This window comes from Kribbella sp. NBC_01510 (genome assembly GCF_045040325.1).
Lineage (GTDB): Bacteria > Actinomycetota > Actinomycetes > Propionibacteriales > Kribbellaceae > Kribbella.
This window is the reverse complement of record NZ_CP109418.1, coordinates 6,400,888-6,418,999: the sequence shown is the minus strand read 5'-3', so window position 1 is coordinate 6,418,999 and position 18,112 is coordinate 6,400,888. Positions and strand designations below refer to the sequence as shown.

Below are 18,112 nucleotides of genomic sequence, written 5' to 3'. Positions count from 1 at the left end.
CAACTCGGAGGGAAGCGGCTGATGACCGCTGAGCTCGACGACGGGCCCGGCCCGGTGAACCCGCTGCGGGATCCGCAGGACCGGCGGCTCCCCCGGATCGCCGGGCCGTGCAGCCTGGTGATCTTCGGAGTCACCGGCGACCTGGCCCGCAAGAAGCTGATGCCGGCGGTCTACGACCTGGCGAACCGGGGGCTGCTGCCACCCGGTTTCGCCCTGGTCGGGTTCGCCCGCCGCGACTACACCAACCAGGACTTCGCCCAGATCGTGCACGACTCGGTGAAGGAGCACGCCCGGACTCCCTTCCGCGAGGAGGTCTGGCAGCAGCTCGCCGAGGGCTTCCGGTTCGTCCCGGGTGACCTGACCGACGACGAGGCGTTCAAGCGGCTGCGGGAGACCGTGGACGAGCTGGACGTCACCCGCGGGACCGGTGGCAACCACGCGTTCTACCTGTCCATCCCGCCGGGGCTGTTCCCGGAGGTCGTGCGGCAACTGTCCGAGCACGGGCTGACCGACGAGGTCCCCGGTTCGTGGCGGCGGGTGGTGATCGAGAAGCCGTTCGGCCACGACCTGAAGAGCGCGCGCGAGCTGAACCGCGTGGTCGAGTCGGTGTTCCCGCCGGAGTCGGTGTTCCGGATCGACCACTACCTGGGCAAGGAAACCGTCCAGAACATGCTGGCGCTGCGATTCGCCAACGCGATGTTCGAACCGGTCTGGAACAGCCACTACGTCGACCACGTCCAGATCACCATGGCCGAGGACATCGGCATCGGCGGCCGGGCCGGGTACTACGACGGCATCGGCGCAGCCCGGGACGTGATCCAGAACCACCTGCTCCAACTGCTCGCGTTGGTCGCGATGGAGGAGCCGGTCAGCTTCGACGCCTGGTCGCTGCGCCAGGAGAAGAAGAAGGTGCTCGCCGCGGTGCAACTGCCGGAGCGCCTCGACCTGCACTCCGCCCGTGGTCAGTACGCGGCCGGCTGGGCCGGAGGCCTGAAGGTGAAGGGCTACCTGCAGGAGGACGGCATCCCCGCGTCCTCCGCGACGGAGACCTTCGCGGCGCTGCGAGTCGACGTGGACACCCGCCGATGGGCGGGAGTGCCGTTCTACCTGCGCACAGGCAAGCGGCTGGGCCGCCGGGTCACCGAGGTCGCGGTGATGTTCAAGCGGGCGCCGCATCTGCCGTTCAGCAAGACGGAGACCGAGGAGCTCGGCCAGAACGCCCTGGTCCTGCGGATCCAGCCGGACGAGGGCATCACGATGCGCTTCGGCGCCAAGGTGCCCGGGACCGCGATGGAGATCCGCGACGTGAACATGGACTTCCAGTACGGCGGTTCGTTCACGGAGTCCTCGCCCGAGGCGTACGAGCGGCTGATCCTCGACGTCCTGCTCGGCGACCCGCCGCTGTTCCCGCAGCACACCGAGGTCGAGCTGGGCTGGAAGATCCTCGACCCCGTGATCAACTACTGGGCCGAGCACGGCAAGCCGGAGCAGTACGCGTCCGGCGACTGGGGCCCGGACTCGGCGCACGAGATGCTCGCCCGCGACGGACGCGCCTGGAGGCGGCCGTGACATCGATCTGGGGGACGACCCCCAGACCCCCGAAAGGACTCCAGTGATCATCGACCTCACCGACACCACGTCGAGCGAGATCGCGTCGGCGCTGCTGAGGGCCCGCCGGAACGCGGGCTCGCCGGCCATGGGCATGGTCGGCACGATCGTGGTGGTCGTCGACGAGGCGTCCCACCACGACGCGATGAAGGCCGCGAACGAGGCCGGCCGCGAACACCCGTCCCGGGTCCTGGTCGCGATCCTGCGGCCGGGCCGCGGTGCCTCCGGCCTGGACGCCGAGGTTCGGGTGGGCGAGGGCATTCCGGGTGAGGCGGTGCTGCTCCGGCTGCACGGTGAGCTGGCGAAGGTCCCGGAGTCCGTGGTCACGCCGCTCTTGCTGCCCGACTCCCCTGTCATCGTCTGGTGGCCGGGCGGCGGACCGAAGGTTCCGGCCGACGACCCGCTGGGCCGCCTCGGCCGGCGCCGGGTGAGCGACGCGGCCGCGACTCGCCGGGCATCCGTCGACTTCGCCGCTCGGGCCGAGGGCTACGAGCCTGGGGACACGGACTTCGCGTGGACCCGGCTGACGCCGTGGCGGGCGCTGATGGCGGCTGCCCTGGATCAGTACCCGACCAAGGTGACGGGTGCGGAGGTGGTGTCGGCGAAGGGCAACCCGAGTGCGGACCTGATGGCCGCGTGGCTGCAGTGCCGGCTCGGCGTCCCGGTCGAGCAGCGGAACTCGCGCGGCCCGGGTGTGACCGCCGTACGCATGTTCACGCCGTCGGGGCCGATCGCGCTGACGCGGCCGGATGGCGCGGTGGCGACGTTCAGCATCCCCGGGCAGCCGGATCGGCCGGTGGCGCTGAAGCGCCGTACGACGTCCGAGCTGTTGAGCGAGGAGTTGCGGCGACTCGACCCGGACGACGTGTACGCGAAGACGCTGGCGTGCATGGTCAAGCGGGAGAAGATGCCCGAAGCCGAGAAGAAGGTCGATGCGGCCGACCGGCGCTCGGTGCAGACGGCGGTGTCGAACGCCGCAGCCCGTACGGCGGGCGCCACCACGGCCCCGGCCAAGAAGACGGCCGCCGCTACGCGGAAGTCGGCTGCCGCGCAGAAGGCCGCCGCGGCGAAGAACGCGGCCGGGCGGAAGACTGCTGCCAAGAAGACCGCGACCAAGAAGACCGCTGCGAAGAAGGCTGCGGGCAAGACAGCGGCGAGGCGCTCATGACTGATGCATCCGCTCCCGGCCGGGTGGTCGACCCGGAGCTGTTGATCCATCGTGACGCCACGGCGTTGGCGCACGCGGTTGCGGCGCGGTTCGTGACGGCGCTGGTCGATGCCCAGAGCAACGGCAGGGTCGCGCAGGTGGTGCTGACCGGCGGTCGCGTCGCGGCCGCGGTGTACCGCGCCGTCGCCGAGTGGCCGACCGGCGCGAGCATCGACTGGCAGCGGGTCGAGTTCTGGTGGGGTGACGAGCGGTTCCTGCCGCCCGGCGACCCCGAGCGCAACGAGACCCAGGCTCGCGAAGCCCTCCTCGCCCACGTGGACGTCGACCCGGCTCGCGTCCACCCCATGCCCGCCGACACCGGGCAATCGCCCGAGGCAGCCGCCGAGGCGTACGCCAGCGAACTCGCCGCCACGATCTCGGCGTTGCACGACGCCAAAGGTCGCGCCGTACCGGCGTTCGACGTACTGATGCTCGGTGTCGGGCCGGACGGGCACGTGGCATCGTTGTTCCCGGGCTACCCGCAGCTGGCCATCACCGACGTGTCGGCGGTCGCGGTGCACGACTCCCCCAAGCCCCCGCCGACCCGGGTCTCGCTCACGCTCCCGGCCCTGAACCGCTCCCGCGAGGTCTGGTTCGTCGTCTCCGGCGACGACAAGGCCGATGCGGTGGCCGATGCCCTGAAAGAAACCAGCACCCTTCCTGCCTCGGCGCCCAAGGGCCGCAACCGCACGCTCTGGCTCCTCGACGAAGCCGCCGCGTCACACATCGAGTAGTCCGCCCCGGCCCCGCGGGCAAGACTTCGGCCGGTGCCGAAGCATCGGTCTGGCAGGATCGCGGTCATGACCTTCCGTGAGCTGCACACCGAGTTCTTCGTGATGCCGAATGCCTGGGATGCCGGGACCGCGGTGATCCTTGCCGCGGCCGGCTTCCCGGCGATCGCGACCACGAGCGCCGGTATCGCGTTCTCGCTCGCGAAGGGTGATCACACGCTGCCCGATGGCGCACCGTCGGTGTCCCGCGAGGTCATGTTCGAGCGGATCCGCGAGATCGCCGCTGCGAGCGACGTACCGGTGAACGGGGATCTCGAGGACGGGTACGGCGCCGAGCCTGAGCGGGTTGCCGAGACGATCGCGCTCGCTCGCGAGGCGGGGCTGGCCGGCGGGAACATCGAGGACTACGACGGACGCGAGCTGTACGACGCCGAGCTCGCGGTGGAGCGCATCGTCGCGGCCCGCGAGGCGGCCGGCGCGGACTTCGTGCTCACGGCCCGGACCGACGGACAGTTGCTGCGTACGCCGACCTCCCTGACCGACTCGATCGAGCGCGCCAACCGCTTCCGCGCGGCTGGTGCCGACTGCCTCTACGTGCCCGGCGTGAGCGACCTGGACACGATCCGCACCTTGGTGACGGAGATCGACGGCCCGCTCAACGTCGTCGTCGGCCTCGGTACGTCGACCCTGACCGTTGCCGACCTGCAGTCCGCCGGCGTCATCCGGATCAGCCTCGGCGGCAGTATCGCCCGCGCCGCCCTCGGCTTCATCCGCCGCAGCGCCGAGGAGCTGGCCACGAAGGGCACGATCACCTTCGCCGCCGACCAGATCCCGCAAGCCGAGCTCAACCAGCTCTTCGGGAGCCGACCACCGCGCTGACACCGAGCAGTTGCCGGCCGACGTCTCCCGGGAGCACTCTCGGTTCACGGGGTGGGGGCAACGATGGTGACGGACAGACTGCGCCGGCTGGCGATCGTTCACGGGATCGTCGGCCTCGCGACCTGCCTGTGTCTCATCGTGTTCTACCTCGGCGCCGACGCGTTCGGCTCCATCAACGACGTGGGCAACGCGGCGCTCGGGCTGCTCAGCGCCGGGCTTGCTTGGCGGTTCCAGCAGTCGGCCGCGAAGGTCCGGCCCGTCTTCGTCGGCATCGCGGCTCTCGGCGCCGTGATCACGGTCGTCGGCTCGATCCTGATCCTGACCGACGCCACCGGATTCTTCTTCGCGGGGTTGGTGTCGGCGACCGGGTTCGCGCTGATCGGGGTCTGGCTCGTCGCCGCCAGCCGGAGACTCACCGACGACCCGTGGCCGCAGCGCCTGCAACGATCCGGCCTGGTCGCCGGCGCCGTGATGCTGCTCGGTTTCGTCAGCGTGCCCGGCATCATCCTGGGTCTCGACGACATGAGCACCGCGCCCGGCTGGACCTACGTCGGCGGCCTCAGCTGGGCGGGCACCTACCTGCTCTTCCCGGCCTGGAGCCTCCGCCTCGGTCGCCCGATCTCAATGCCCAGGGAGGACTGACCCGAACGCGGCTTACGCCGACTGCATCCCGACCGAAAACAAACCGTAAACGGGTCGCGGCACAGTGCTGGAGTCAGCCCGATTCCAGGAGGTCAAACTCATGTTCACCCTCACCCAGACCATCGACGCAGCGCCCGCCCAGGTCGCCCGCGCCTTCACCGAGCCCGAGCCGTTCGCCGCCTGGTTCCTCGCCGAGGGCTTCACCACTCCCGCCGACCGCGTCTCCATCGACGCCCGCCCCGGCGGACTCATCTCGGCCGTCTTCGTCGGCGACGGGGACGTCGAGGTGCCCTTCACCCTGCGCTTCGGCGAGGTCGACCTGCCGCGGAGCGTCGTACTCCACTTCGACGAGCCGGCAGAGGAGATCACGGTCCAGCTGACGGATCTCGGCGACGACCGGACCCGGCTCGACTACCGGAGCATGGGCCTGCCCGCCGACCAGGAGACCACGATCAAGCCCGGTGTCGCGACGATGCTCGGGCACATGGCGTCGTACTTCAGCCGATGAGCCCCTTGTAGACGCCGGGCATCGGTCCAGGTGCCGGTCCCGGCGAGTAGTCCGGCGCGTCGCCGTCGGCCGCACCGAGCAGCCGCCGGGTCAGCGCATCGCGGGACGACAGCAGCTCGGCCACCGCGGTCCGCAGCTCAGCGGGTCCCGCGGTCTCCCCTGACTCCGCGGCCAGCAGGACGGTCCGTCGTACCAGCTCCTTCATGAAGGACGCCGTCGTACCCTCCGTCTGCCCGACGACTTCCTCGATCACGTCGGCAGCCAGCTGAAGCCGCGGTCCGTAGAGACTCAACAGCCGCGCACGACCCTCGGCATCGGGCAGCGGCACCTCGACCGCGAGGTCGACCCGGCCCGGACGCTGCATCAGGGCAGGCTCGAGCAGGTCGGCACGGTTGGTCGTCAGCAGGAACGCGACGTCCGCGTCCTCGGCCAGTCCGTCCATCTCGTTGAGGACCTGGAAGAGCAGCGGGTTCCCCATCCCGTGCGAGTAGTCGCGCGCCTCGGCCACCAGGTCACAGTCCTCGAGTACGACGAGCGCCGGCTGCAGCATCCGCGCCAGCGAACACGCCTGCGAGATGAACCCGATGCTCGTCCCCGCCAGCAGTACGACGGTGAACCCGGGCAACCTGGACAGCAAGTACCGCACAGTGTGGGTCTTGCCCGTCCCCGGCGGCCCGTAGAGCAGCACGCCTCGGCGCAGGTGCTGGCCGGCCGACAACAGCTTCTCCCGGTGCTCCGCGATGCCGACGACCTCACGCTCGACCCGCTCCAGCACGCCATCCGGCAGTACGACGTCCGCCCGCGTGATCCCGGGACGCGGATGCAACCGGAACGGCCCCACCCCCTGACCGAACTCGTGTCCCTCGAACGACACCACCTTGCCGCGGAACACGTTGTGCGCGCGGATCAGGTCCGGCAGCGCACCGAGGAACCGATCCCCCGCCTCCTTCACCACCGCGAGGACCTCGAGCTCGACGCTCATCCGCCCGTACTGCGGGTTCGCCGCGCGCAACAGCGCGACGTACCGGTCCTCGCCCTGGACGCCGAGGTAGAACCCGAACGCGACGCAGTCCATCTCCTCGTCGACGTCGATCTGCACCCGCTGGTAGTCGACCGCGCCGATCCCGAACCGGTCGTACTCCGCCAGCTCGAGCAGCTCGCCGAGCGAGTGGTGACCGCGGTTCGACCCGGCCAGCCCGAGCACCTCGAACTCGTCGAACCACGCCTCGATCCCGCGCTGCACGTTCGGCAGGTCGTACGACGGGAAGCTCGACGACACCACCGGCACCTGCTCGGGGTCGACACCGAGATGCGCGCGCAACCGGTCCCGCAGGCTCTCCCGGCCCGTCCGCCCGCCGGCCTGCTGCATCCGCTCCAGGAACCGCGTGAACAGCCGCGCGAACTCGTCGATCTCGGTCCCGTCCGGCATCGCGCCGTACCCCCTTGTCATGGACCTATCCGGAGGGTCCTCCGCAACGCCGGATAGGATCACCACCATGACAGATTCCAAGTCCACCGACCGTCCGTACGCCGCCTTCCCGGTACGGATCGGCCTGCAGATCCAGCCCCAGCACGCCCAGTACGCCGACATCCGGCGGACCGTTGCCGCGGCCGAGGAGATCGGCGTCGACGTGGTGTTCAACTGGGACCACTTCTATCCGCTGTCCGGTGAGCCCGAGGGCCTGCACTTCGAGTGCTGGACCATGCTGGCCGCCTGGGCCGAGGCGACCGAGCGGGTCGAGATCGGCGCCCTGGTCACCTGCAACTCCTACCGCAACCCCGACCTGCTGGCCGACATGGCCCGCACGGTCGACCACATCAGCGAGGGCCGGCTGATCTTCGGCATCGGCTCCGGCTGGTTCGAGAAGGACTACGACGAGTACGGCTACGAGTTCGGTACGGCGGGCGGCCGGCTGGACGCGCTCGGCGAGGCGCTGCCGCGGATCGAGCAGCGCTGGACCAAGCTCAACCCGAGGCCGACCCGGGACATCCCGGTGCTGATCGGCGGCGGGGGCGAGAAGAAGACGCTGAAGCTGGTCGCCCAGCACGCGCACATCTGGCACGGCTTCGGCGACGCCGAGACGATCGCGCACAAGCACGCCGTCCTCGACGAGCACTGCAAGACGATCGGCCGCGACCCCGGCGAGATCGAGCGCTCGACGGCCGTCGGCACCAAGACCCCCGAAGCGGTCGGCAAGCCCCTCCTCGACGTCGGCACCCGCCTGTTCACCGTGCACGCCTCCGGCCCGGACTACGACCTCGGCCTCCTCCGCGACTGGGTCGCCTGGCGTGACGACCTGAAGAAGTAAGACGCTTGCGTCCGAAGAACTGTGGCCCAGAGCCCACGGTTCTTCGGACGCAACGGGGTCTGGGTAGGATTTCGGGCATGTCTACGTTGCCTGAGGGCGGTTCGGTGCTGGCTATCACCCGGTGGGGTGAGGACGTGATGCACCGGGTCAACCGGCCGGTGACCGAGTTCGGGGACGAGCTGCAGAAGCTGGTCGCCGACATGGTCGCGACGATGAACGCGGCCGAGGGCGTCGGCCTGGCCGCGAACCAGGTCGGCGTGGACCTGCAGCTGTTCGTGTTCGACTGCCCGGACAAGGACGGCAACCGGGTCCAGGGGGTCGTCTGCAACCCGGTGATCGAGCTCCCCGAGGGCAAGGACCGCCGCCTGGACGAGAGCGACGAGGGTTGCCTGTCCCTGCCGGGCGCGTTCACCAAGTGCGCCCGCCCCGACTTCGCCCGGGTCACCGGCGTCGACCAGCACGGCGAACCTGTCAGCTTCGAGGGCGACGGCCTGCTCGCCCGCTGCCTCCAGCACGAGACCGACCACACCCAGGGCACCGTCTTCGGCGACCGCCTGTCCCGCAAGTACCGCAAGCGCCTCTTCGCCGAAGCCGAAGAACTGGCTCCTGACTACCCCTCGGACTGGCCGGTCACCCCGATGATCGAACACGAGAACGCCCACGAGGACAGCACCGCCACCTGACGGTCTACCAGCGGGCCTTCTCGAGGTCGGCGAGGATCGCGCCGGCGGTCTGCTCCGGGGTCTGGCCGGTCGTGTCCAGCCACAGACCCCGGCGCGGAATGTCCTCCAGGCCTGCCTGCAGGGCGCGGACGCCGTCCTCCAGCGAGGGGCCCCAGTCGCGGTAGCTGTTGTTGCCGCCTCGACCGATCTCGCGCTCGACGATCGACCGCACCGACGGGATCAGGACGACGAGATGCGTGTCCACGCCCCGCAGCCGGGCGAACCACTTCTCGACGTGCTCGCCCAGGATGATGTCGCTGCAGACGAAGTCGAATCCGGCGTCCGCGTAGTGCTGCGCCACCAGCGCGGTCGCGTCGTACCGCAGCTCCAGCTGCCGGACCGCCTCCGCCGACGGCTCCGGCGTCATCTGTTCGGCGCCGGCGACGACCCCGCGGTAGAACACATCCCCATCCAGCGTCGCCGCCGGCGGCCCGAGTCGCGCGGCCACCATCGGCGCCACCGTCGACTTCCCCGCCGCCTGCATCCCCGTGACAAGCACTACCTTCGGGCTGCGGTCCATGCCTCCGCCGTGAGTGAGTAGATGGTCGCGCCGAACTCGACGCCGTCCTCCGCCAGCACCGCCTCGTGGTCGAAGCTCATCCCGAGCCGGCGCATGACCGCGATGCTACGGACGTTCGGCGTATCGGTCACCGCAATAATGCGCGGCAGCCCCAGCGTGGTGAAGCCGTGCTCCATCCACGAGGCCGCGGCCTCGGTCGCGTAACCGTGTCCCCAGTACTCGCGGGCGAGCCGCCAGCCGATCTCGAGGTCGTCGGGATACCACTGTTCACGGGTGAGGCCGGCCGCGCCGAGGAACGCTCCGTCCGTACGACGCTCGACCGCGAGGAACCCGAATCCGTCGGCGGCGTACCGCGCGTTGACCGCCGACGCGATCCGGTCACACTCGTCCCGGCTCAGCGGCTCCCCGAGGTACTCGGTCACCGCCGGGTCCGCGTTCAGCGCGGCCCACGGCTCCAGGTCCTCTTCGCGAAACGGGCGCAGTACAAGGCGTTCCGTCGTACGCATGACTCCCCCTACGGTCGCGTGGCGTAGAACGCGACTGCTGCTGAGGATGCCACATTGAGGGAGTCGACGCCGCCGGCCATCGGGATGCGTACGGTCAGGTCTGCCTTGTCGAGCACGTGCGGCTTGAGGCCGTGCCCTTCGGTGCCGAAGATCAGCGCGAGCCGTTCGTCGTGGCGTGCGGCGAGGTCGTCGAGCGTGATCGAGTCGTCGGTGAGCGCGAACGCGGCGGCGACGTACCCGCTGTCCTGGAGCAGCTCGAGATCGCCGGGCCAGGTGTCGAGCCGGGTCCACGGGACCTGGAAGACCGCGCCCATGGAGACCTTGATCGAGCGCCGGTACAGCGGATCCGCGCAGGTCGGGGTGACGAGGACGAGCTCGACGCCCATCGCCGCGGCGGCCCGGAAGCCGGCGCCCACGTTGGTGTGATCCACGATGTCGTCGAAGATCGCGATCCGCCGGGGTGCGTCCCGGAGGAGTTCGGTCAGTGGCCGGGCGGCGCGACGCCGGTACGACGCGAGCGCGCCACGGTGCACGTGGAATCCGGTGACCTGCTCGGCCAGCTCCTCGGAGACGACAAACACCGGCTTGTCCGGCCATTTCGCCAGCACCTCGTGCAGGGACTCCAGCCAGCGCGGCGCGAGCAGGAACGAGCGCGGCTCGTACCCGGCGTCTGCGGCGCGCCGGATCACTTTGTCGCCCTCGGCAATGAACAGGCCGTGCTCCTCCTCGAGCAGGCGCCGCAGGTTCACCTCCCGCAGCTGAACATAGTCCGCCAGCCGCGGATCCGCCGGATCATCCAGCGGCACCAGCGAACTCACGCCGGCCCCGGCCCGTCGTCGCCGTGCCCATCGCGCGCTTGCGCGGCCACCTCCACAACGTTGCCGATGACAACGATAGCGGGTGCGCCGACGCCGGCCTCGGCCATCGCGGCGGCGATCCCGGCCAGGTCGGACGTCACCATCCGCTGCCCCGGAAGGGTGCCGTCGGCAATCGCCGCGGCGGGCGTCGCCTTCGGCCGGCCGGCGGCGATCAGCCGCTCGGTGATCGCCGGCAGATTCTCGACCGCCATCAGCAGGACGAGCGTCCCGCTCAACTGGGCGAGCGCGTCCCAGTTGATCAGCGAATCCGGATGCGACGGCGGAATATGCCCCGAGACCACGGTGAACTCATGCGTCACGCCGCGATGCGTGACCGGGATCCCGGACACCGCCGGCACCGAGATCGAGCTCGTGATCCCCGGCACCACCGACCACGGCACCCCGGCCTCGGCGCAGGCGAGCGCCTCCTCGAAGCCGCGGCCGAACACGTACGGATCGCCGCCCTTCAGCCGGACGACGACCTTCCCCTGGCGACCGCGATCGACCAGGATCCGGTTGATCTCCTCCTGCTGAGCCGCCCGTCCACGCGGAAGCTTCGCCGCGTCGAACAGCTCGACATCGGGGTGCAGCTCATCCAGCAACTGCTGCGGCGCAAGCCGATCCGCCACGACCACGTCGGCCTCGGCCAGCAACCGCCGGCCGCGGACGGTGATCAGATCCGGATCGCCCGGTCCGCCGCCGACGAGATACACCCCCGGTTTCTTGTCCTGGGTGCGCGCTCCGAGCTGCCCCGTCCGCAGGCCTTCCAGGATCGCGTCGCGGACCTCGGCCGAGCGCCGGTGATCGCCGCCACCGAGTACGCCGATGGTCACCTGGTCATGCTGCCCGGACGCGGGGGTCCACGCGGTCGCGCGGGACCGGTCGTCGGAGCGGACACAGAAGATTCGCCGTTCGTCGGCGTCCGCCGAGATCCGGTCGTTCACCGCGGCGTCGTCCGTCGCCACCACGACGTACCAGGCACTGTCGAGGTCGCCGTCCGCGTAGCCCCGCTCGATCCACGTCAGCGACGGGTTGTTCAGCAGGCCCTCGATCGTCGGCGTGATCGACGGCGAGATGAGGTCGATCTTCGCGCCCGATTCCAGCAGGCGTGGAAGCCGCCGCTGGGCGACACCGCCGCCTCCGACGACGACAACGCGCCGCCCCTCGAGGACCAGACCAGACAGGTATTGGCTCGTCACGAGTCGATTCCCGCGGACTCGAACGTCGCCATCTCGTCCAGCGCTCGTACCGCACAGGTCAGGATCGGGTACGCAAGGACCGCGCCGGTCCCCTCACCGAGCCGAAGATCGAGGTCGACCAACGGCTGCAGGCCGAGCGTCTTCAGCGCGACCGCGTGTCCCGGCTCGGCGGACCGGTGCCCGGCGACGCAGTAGTCGATCACCGCCGGGTGGAAGGCCTGCGCGACGAGCGCGGCGGCTCCCGCGATCACGCCGTCCAGGATCACCGGCACCTTGTTGGCCGCGCCGCCGAGGATGTACCCGGCCAGGGCCGCATGCTCGAGGCCGCCGTACGCCTGGAGTGCCTTGAGCGGGTCGGTCGCCGGTACGTCGTGCAACTGCAAAGCGGACCGCACGATCGCGGTCTTGTGGGCCAGCGTGGCGTCGTCGATGCCGGTACCGCGGCCGGTGACCACGTCGGCGGTCGAGCCGGTGAACGTGGCGATCAGGGCGGCGCTCGCGGTGGTGTTCGCGATCCCCATGTCACCGGTGAGCAGACACCGGTAGCCGTCCTTGACCAGTGAGTCCGCCAGGTCGAAGCCGACCGCGATCGCGGCCCTGGTCTCGTCCTCGGTCAGGGCGTCGGTCGTGGACAGGTCGCGGGTGCCGGGGCGCACCTTCGCGTGGATGATGTCCAGCTCGTCGACGGGCGTCGCCACGCCGACGTCGACCACGCGGACGTCGACCCGGTTGTTCGCTGCGAACGCGTTCACCGCGGCACCGCCGGCGGCGAAGTTCGCCAGCATCGCGGCGGTCACCTCCTGCGGCCACGGCGACACACCCTGCGCGTGGACGCCGTGGTCCGCGGCGAACACGGTCACCACGGCGGGCGCGGGGATCGCGGGCGGGCACGTGCCGGTCATCCCGGCGACTTGGACGGACAGGTCCTCGAGGATGCCGAGGGATCCAGCCGGTTTCGTCAGGATCGTCTGCCGCTCGGCGGCAGCCCGCATCGCCTCGGGATCCGCCGGAACGATCCGCTCCAGATACTCCTCCACCACGTCCTCCGCTCACGTCTGCCGTCGTACCGCTCCGATCTTCGCATCCCCGCGCGCGCCCCGGGACGGACCGGTGAGATGTGGACAGTAATGTCGGAATCACCACACTCGCGAGATCCCGGAGGATCACCGATGTCGCTCGATCGTCCAGTCGCCCCGGACCCGTACGAACTCCTGCCGAAGTGCGGAGCGTTCACCGTCACCAGCACCGATGTCACCGACGGTCAGCAGTTGCCCGACGCCCATGCGTTCGCCGGCGGAAACACCTCGCCGCAGCTCAGCTGGTCCGGATTCCCCGCCGAGACCAAGGCCTTCGTGGTCACCTGCTATGACCCCGACGCCCCGACACCGTCCGGCTTCTGGCACTGGATCCTGGTCAATCTGCCGGCCACGGTGACGGAGCTCCCGGCCGGCGCCGGTGCGACGGAGCGCCTCGACAACGGCGCCTTCCACGTCCGCAACGACTTCGGCACCAAGAACTTCGGCGGCGCCGCTCCGCCGCCCAACGACCAGGTCCACCGCTACTACTTTGTCGTCCACGCCATCGACGTAGAAGCCCTCGACGTGGACTCCGGCGCCACCCCCGCCGTCGTCTCCTTCAACCTGGCCTTCCACACCCTCGCCCGAGCCATCCTCACCCCGACCTACCAGATCCCGGCCTGATTGCCCAGCCGGCCCGGATACTACGGGCGGCGTGCGGTGACGATCCAAGCGCGAGAGTCGAACCACACGCCGTCCGCGGTTTGACGGCTGGCGAGGCTGGCACGCAGTCGGTCGAGGGCCTGTTCGGCACGCGCGGGGCCGAGCTCGGCGAGCAGGTCCCTTGTCAGCCAAAGGCTTCGTATGGCGTCGCACGCGGCGTCCGCGTCAGGGCCGTAGTACACGGGTTCACGGACGTCGATCGCCTGTACGTCGGTGAACCCAGTGCCGGTCAGGAGACGCTCCACGGCCGCGGGGTCAGCGAGCGAGAACGGTCCGCCTCCGGTGTCCGACGCCGTCCGTCCGGTGGCGAGCGTACGACGGACCACGGCGTCCCACTCCTGGTGCCTTCTGTCCTGCCAGACCAGCTGCACCAGCCGTGCCCCCGGACGCAACGCGCGGGCGATGTTGGTGAACGCGGCCTCCGGGTCACTGAAGAACATCGTGCCGAAACGACTGATACCGAGGGAGAAGCTCTCCGCCGGAAAGAGATGTGTCTGAGCATCTGCCCGCTCGAAGCGGACATTCAGCAGGCCCTCCTGCTCGCTGAGTCGGCGGGCAGCCGCCAACCTCTCGGCGGAGACGTCGACGCCGAGCGCACTCCCGGAGACCGCGCTCTTGGCCGCCGCCCGGGTGGTGAGCCCGCTACCGCATCCGATGTCGAGCACGTGGTCATCGGGTCTGACATCCATCGCCGCCAGTAGCCGCGGGTGATACCGACTCAGCTCGGCGTCGTAGTCGAACTGCCCGCGTTGCGCTTCGGCCGTCATGGTCGCTTCCCCTTCGTCGTTCCCCAGCTCACGGCAACGACGCTAGGCCGGGCTCAGCATCGTGAAAAGCGATAGTCCTCGATCGACCCCATCGCGAACCACGATCATCCGGCGTACGCTCGCCTCCGTGTCCGACGTTGAACTCCGGCATGTCGCCACCCTCGCCGCCGTCGCCGACGAGGGCTCGTTCGGTCGGGCTGCCACCCGGCTCGGCTACACCCAGTCGACGGTGAGCCAGCACATCGCCGCGCTGGAGAAGGCCGTCGGCGGCGCGGTGTTCGACCGCCCCGGCGGCCCGAAGCCGGTGCGGATCACCCCGCTCGGCACGGTCGTGTTGTCCCACGGTCGCGACCTGCTGGCCAGGAGCCAAGCCATGACCGCCGCACTCGACCGGTTCAAAGCCGGCGAGGGACGCATCGACATCGGCACCTTCCAAAGCGTCTCCAACGTGCTCCTCCCCCACGTCGTCCGCCAACTGCGCGAGGAACATCCCGGCTGCGACATCCGCCTGTTCGAGGACGAATCCGATCCGCCACCGGTCGACAAGGTGGACCTGATGTTCTTCGACGGCCGCGTCGCCGGCGACATCGAACACCTCAGACTGCTCGACGACCCGTACGTCCTGGTCGCCCCACGTGGCGCCTTCCCAGAAGGCCCGGTCCAGCTCACCAGCCTCCACCGCGCCCCCATGGTTGCCTGGCCACCCACCTGCGACCAGCCCCGTGTGGAACAGTTGTTCGCCACCAACGACGTACATCCCCACATCGTGTTCCGGGCCGCAGGCAACGAAGCCGTACTGGCAATGGTCCGATCCGGCCTCGGCTCCGCCGTACTCCCCCGCCTGGTCCTGACCACCCCCGACCCGGCCCTGTCCATCCATGACCTACTCCCCGCCCCACCCCGCCGCGAGATCTACCTCCTCTGGCCCTCCGGCCGCACCCAATCCCCCCTCACCAAACGAACCATAGAAATAGCCACCGACCTCGCCTCCCACTTCCAATCCCACCTCACCCAGCAAGTGCCAATGCCTGACGTCACGTCCGGTTGATTGTTGCCAGCCAGGCTGGGGCGCCGTTGTTGTGGTAGCGCGTTTCGAGCTTGGTGTTTTCGAGCGTGGCAATGTGCCAGCCGGTGTTGGGGTTGAAGGCTGCTGTCAGGTCTTCGCGGGTGACGGGGTGAGGGCCGGTGTCGGGGCCTTCGTTGCTGAAGCAGAGGACGTAGAGGGTTCCGTCGGGTTTGGTGACCGAGGCCAGGCCGGCGACGTACGGCGGGCGCTCGTCGGCGTCGAACGAATGGAACAGGCCGCAGTCCAGAACGGTGTCGAACGTGCGTCCCAAGCGATCCAGGTGGAGTGCGTCGGCTGTGGTGAAGTCGGCTTTGATGCCCCGGCCGACGGCCTTCTGGCGGGCTAAGGCCAAGGCGGTTTCGGCAACGTCGACGCCTACGACCGACGCACCCAGCGAGGCGATGTGCAGGGCGTTCTCGCCACTACCGCAGCCTGCATCGAGGACCGAACCGGTGAACGCACCTTCGGCGGCCAGTCGCATCACCGCAGGCTGAGCGCCGCCGAAATCCCACGGCGCAGGACCATCGTGGTACGACGCATCCCAAGGCTCGCCAGTCATCCGCTCATGACTCGTCGGCCGCCGCCCACCGAACGGATCGCCGGTTCCTGATAGCTCCGACAACGTCGTCCCCTTCCTGCCCAGACAGGCTAGACCAGCGCCTGGTGACGAGACATCCCGTAGCCAACATCACCTACGAGACGTCAGGCCTTGTCATCAGCGGCGACCGCAAATGCAACGCCAGACTGGGGCTGGTCAGGGGCACGATGTTCCACGTCGCCACCGCTGTCCCCGCGTCGGCGTCGACCACCAGCCGGACCCGGTGCGGGGTGGTGATGACGTAAAGCTCTGCGACGAACGTGTTTCCCCGCCACGCGCCGGCCGCGACCACAGGGCGGCCGAGCGGCGAGCTTTCCCGCCACTCGCCGTGGCCGACCTCGACCCTGAGGGATGCCCCGAAGCGCAGGAGCCATCCACCGTCCACGGGATCGACGATCACCGTGGTTCCGTCGGGCAGAGCCGAATTCTCGGCGGAGGCGTCGAATCTCGCCGTGAGCGAACGATCCGGAACGGCCGAACCCAACACCGGTGCGAATGACAGCCGCCGCAGCCGATCGGCGAGGATCTCGTCCTCCCGGGTGCTTCCCGCCTGGTCCATGCCCGGCAGCAGACACTCCCATATTGTGTCGAGAATTGCCTGTGCCTGCGTAGTGGCGCCGGTCACGGCGACCACGAGATCGTGCGACGGGACGACCACGCACAGCTGGCCGAAGGAGCCGTCACCGTGGTAACCGTGACGCGAGATCCAGAACTGATAACCGTAACCGCACAGGTAGTCGGCGTCCCCCGATCCGCCCTCGAACGGCAGGGTGCCGATGTGCCGTCTGGTTGCAAGCTCCACCCATTCGTGCGGGACGAGCCGCCGGTCGCCCCAAAGGCCCTTGCGAAGCAGCAGTTCACCGAAGGCGGCGACGGCCTCGGTCGTGAGGTGCAGTCCGTGGAATCCGAAGGCGGCACCGCTCGCCACCCGGTCCCATTCGGCGTGGTCGACGCCCATCGGCCGGAAGAGGCGCTCGTCGAGTAGCTCCGGGAGGCCGCGGCCCGTGACTCGCTCGACCATCCTCGCCAGGATGAAGGTGGTCGGATTGTCGTAGGCGTGCCGTGTTCCCTCGGCCTCGGGAAACGGTACGCGCAGGAAGCCCTTGACCAGGTCGCCCGGTTCCAGTTGCCAGGCCTCGGTCAGGCTGTCCGTGCGATGTCCGGTCGTCATGGACAGCAGGTGGTGAACGGTGAGACGGCGCCCCTGCTCCGAGATGTCGGCCGGCACGTGGTCAGGCAACACATCCACCACTCGATCGTCCAGCGAGAGCAGCCCGTCGGCGATGGCGAGCCCCACGGCGATCGAGGTGAACGACTTGGTCAGCGAGTAGAGAAGGTGCGGGCGCTCGGCCGAGTACGGCGTCCAGCAGCCTTCCGCCACGACGTGACCGTGGCGTACGACCATGATGGAGTGACACTCGACGGATCGTGCTTCGAGCCGGTCCAGCAGCGCGGTGATCGAGCGCGACGACATCCCCGAGGCGGTCGGTGTCGACCGCGGCAGTACGACGCGCTGAGAAGGCATCCAGGCACCCTAACAAGACCGCGGAATCGAGGTACGGGACATTATATGAGACATCCAACGCCCGCCGGCATGCCAGGTAGCGAAGGACTCAACGGCCAACCGGTCATCCTGGCTGCTCGGATCCAGCCTCGAGCTCGCGCTTGAGCAGTGAACCGATCCACGCGTCGACGCGCTGACCGCGATGGACCAATCGTTGGCGCAACTGCCCCTCCATGAAGAACCCGACCTTCTGCGCAACTCGCCGCGAGGCGTCATTGCCTACCTCCGCACGCCACTCGATGAGCTCCAGCTGCCGCTGCGCGAACGCCCACCGGCACACGGCCCGCACAGCCAACGGCGCGACACCACGCCCGCGAGCACCCGGCGCAACCCAGTAGCCGACCTCAGCCGAGGCATTCGCGTTCATCCCCAGCCCAACCCGCCCCAGCCGCTCCCCCGTCTCCGCATCCTCGGCCAGGAACTCCGCCCGCTCCCCGCTGGCCACCTTCTCGATAGCCAAGCACTCAACGAAGAACCGCGCATGCTCCATGAGGTACGGCGAAGGCAACTGCACGAACTGCTGCAACGCCGGGTCCTGAGAAACCTCGAACACCCACCCAACATCCGCCACAGTGAACGGCCGCAAGGTAAGCCACCCAGCCCTGATGCTCCCGTTGTTCACAACCCAACATTCTCACCCCACCAGGGCACCAACCCGCCGACAAAGTCCAGCCCCACCTGGCACGCAAA

20 protein-coding genes are annotated in these 18,112 nt (G+C 69.3%); 10 read left to right on the top strand and 10 right to left on the bottom strand.

All coding sequences use genetic code 11. The annotated features are described in order from the left end of the window. Positions 1-21: 21 nt before the first annotated feature. The 6 genes from zwf (at position 22) to OG558_RS31770 (ending at position 5,575) form a co-directional block, all read left to right on the top strand. A complete protein-coding gene (gene zwf / locus OG558_RS31795) occupies positions 22-1,569 on the top strand; it encodes a glucose-6-phosphate dehydrogenase (protein WP_405066266.1) in 1,548 nt (515 codons plus the stop codon). 43 nt (positions 1,570-1,612) lie between these two features. Next, positions 1,613-2,776, top strand: coding sequence for a glucose-6-phosphate dehydrogenase assembly protein OpcA (locus OG558_RS31790; protein ID WP_405066265.1), 1,164 nt, complete (start codon positions 1,613-1,615; stop codon positions 2,774-2,776). After that, positions 2,773-3,549: a 6-phosphogluconolactonase gene (gene pgl / locus OG558_RS31785; protein WP_405066264.1), complete on the top strand. Its 777-nt coding sequence runs from the start codon at positions 2,773-2,775 to the stop codon at positions 3,547-3,549. Before OG558_RS31790 ends, pgl begins: the two co-directional genes overlap by 4 nt. Positions 3,550-3,615: 66 nt before the next feature. Continuing rightward, positions 3,616-4,425 (top strand): isocitrate lyase/phosphoenolpyruvate mutase family protein, encoded by an 810-nt coding sequence (locus OG558_RS31780; protein WP_405066263.1) that lies wholly within the window; start codon positions 3,616-3,618, stop codon positions 4,423-4,425. 63 nt (positions 4,426-4,488) lie between these two features. Then, on the top strand, positions 4,489-5,067 hold the full coding sequence (locus tag OG558_RS31775; protein ID WP_405066262.1) for a hypothetical protein: 579 nt from the start codon (positions 4,489-4,491) through the stop codon (positions 5,065-5,067). A 100-nt stretch (positions 5,068-5,167) separates the two neighbouring features. Continuing rightward, positions 5,168-5,575, top strand: a complete 408-nt coding sequence (locus tag OG558_RS31770) for an SRPBCC domain-containing protein (RefSeq protein WP_405066261.1) — start codon at positions 5,168-5,170, stop codon at positions 5,573-5,575. Here the strand turns inward: OG558_RS31770 and OG558_RS31765 are convergent. Then, positions 5,565-7,025, bottom strand: a complete 1,461-nt coding sequence (locus tag OG558_RS31765; RefSeq protein WP_405066260.1) for an AAA family ATPase — start codon at positions 7,023-7,025, stop codon at positions 5,565-5,567. The two genes, OG558_RS31770 and OG558_RS31765, sit on opposite strands and share 11 nt — an antisense overlap. Positions 7,026-7,071: 46 nt before the next feature. Here OG558_RS31765 and OG558_RS31760 point away from each other — a divergent pair, with 46 nt between their 5' ends. Then, positions 7,072-7,884 (top strand): LLM class F420-dependent oxidoreductase, encoded by an 813-nt coding sequence (locus tag OG558_RS31760; protein ID WP_405066259.1) that lies wholly within the window; start codon positions 7,072-7,074, stop codon positions 7,882-7,884. Positions 7,885-7,961: 77 nt separating this feature from the next. Then, positions 7,962-8,567, top strand: coding sequence for a peptide deformylase (gene def / locus OG558_RS31755; protein WP_329478218.1), 606 nt, complete (start codon positions 7,962-7,964; stop codon positions 8,565-8,567). Positions 8,568-8,571: 4 nt separating this feature from the next. Here def and OG558_RS31750 read toward each other — a convergent pair whose 3' ends face one another. Genes OG558_RS31750 through cobT form a run of 5 tightly spaced genes read right to left on the bottom strand, consistent with a single transcriptional unit; the run spans position 8,572 to position 12,725 of the window. Next, a complete protein-coding gene (locus OG558_RS31750; RefSeq protein ID WP_405066258.1) occupies positions 8,572-9,126 on the bottom strand; it encodes an AAA family ATPase in 555 nt (184 codons plus the stop codon). Beyond that, the gene (locus tag OG558_RS31745; protein WP_405066257.1) at positions 9,105-9,632 is read right to left on the bottom strand and encodes a GNAT family N-acetyltransferase; all 528 of its coding nucleotides are present in this window, start codon (positions 9,630-9,632) and stop codon (positions 9,105-9,107) included. Before OG558_RS31745 ends, OG558_RS31750 begins: the two co-directional genes overlap by 22 nt. An 8-nt stretch (positions 9,633-9,640) precedes the next feature. After that, the gene (locus OG558_RS31740; RefSeq protein ID WP_405066256.1) at positions 9,641-10,450 is read right to left on the bottom strand and encodes a TrmH family RNA methyltransferase; all 810 of its coding nucleotides are present in this window, start codon (positions 10,448-10,450) and stop codon (positions 9,641-9,643) included. Then, entirely contained in the window at positions 10,447-11,688 is a 1,242-nt protein-coding gene (gene cobA, locus OG558_RS31735) for a uroporphyrinogen-III C-methyltransferase (RefSeq protein ID WP_405066255.1), read from the bottom strand. Before cobA ends, OG558_RS31740 begins: the two co-directional genes overlap by 4 nt. Further along, positions 11,685-12,725 carry a nicotinate-nucleotide--dimethylbenzimidazole phosphoribosyltransferase gene (cobT, locus tag OG558_RS31730; RefSeq protein ID WP_405066254.1) on the bottom strand — a complete coding sequence of 347 codons (1,041 nt, stop codon included), beginning with the start codon at positions 12,723-12,725 and terminating at the stop codon, positions 11,685-11,687. The genes cobA and cobT overlap by 4 nt, the downstream gene beginning before the upstream one ends. A gap of 132 nt (positions 12,726-12,857) precedes the next feature. Here cobT and OG558_RS31725 point away from each other — a divergent pair, with 132 nt between their 5' ends. Then, on the top strand, positions 12,858-13,388 hold the full coding sequence (locus tag OG558_RS31725) for a YbhB/YbcL family Raf kinase inhibitor-like protein (RefSeq protein ID WP_405066253.1): 531 nt from the start codon (positions 12,858-12,860) through the stop codon (positions 13,386-13,388). Positions 13,389-13,408: 20 nt separating this feature from the next. Here the strand turns inward: OG558_RS31725 and OG558_RS31720 are convergent, their stop codons facing one another. Further along, a complete protein-coding gene (locus OG558_RS31720; protein WP_405066252.1) occupies positions 13,409-14,194 on the bottom strand; it encodes a class I SAM-dependent methyltransferase in 786 nt (261 codons plus the stop codon). 127 nt (positions 14,195-14,321) lie between these two features. Here OG558_RS31720 and OG558_RS31715 point away from each other — a divergent pair, with 127 nt between their 5' ends. After that, complete coding sequence (locus OG558_RS31715; protein ID WP_405066251.1) at positions 14,322-15,242, top strand: LysR family transcriptional regulator; 921 nt, start codon at positions 14,322-14,324, stop codon at positions 15,240-15,242. Here OG558_RS31715 and OG558_RS31710 read toward each other — a convergent pair. The 3 genes from OG558_RS31710 to OG558_RS31700 form a co-directional block, all read right to left on the bottom strand. After that, positions 15,229-15,819, bottom strand: coding sequence for a class I SAM-dependent methyltransferase (locus OG558_RS31710; RefSeq protein WP_405066250.1), 591 nt, complete (start codon positions 15,817-15,819; stop codon positions 15,229-15,231). The genes OG558_RS31715 and OG558_RS31710 overlap by 14 nt on opposite strands. A 133-nt stretch (positions 15,820-15,952) precedes the next feature. Next, positions 15,953-17,383, bottom strand: coding sequence for a serine hydrolase domain-containing protein (locus OG558_RS31705; RefSeq protein ID WP_405066249.1), 1,431 nt, complete (start codon positions 17,381-17,383; stop codon positions 15,953-15,955). 103 nt (positions 17,384-17,486) lie between these two features. Beyond that, positions 17,487-18,044: a GNAT family N-acetyltransferase gene (locus tag OG558_RS31700; protein ID WP_405066248.1), complete on the bottom strand. Its 558-nt coding sequence runs from the start codon at positions 18,042-18,044 to the stop codon at positions 17,487-17,489. Positions 18,045-18,112 lie beyond the last annotated feature (68 nt).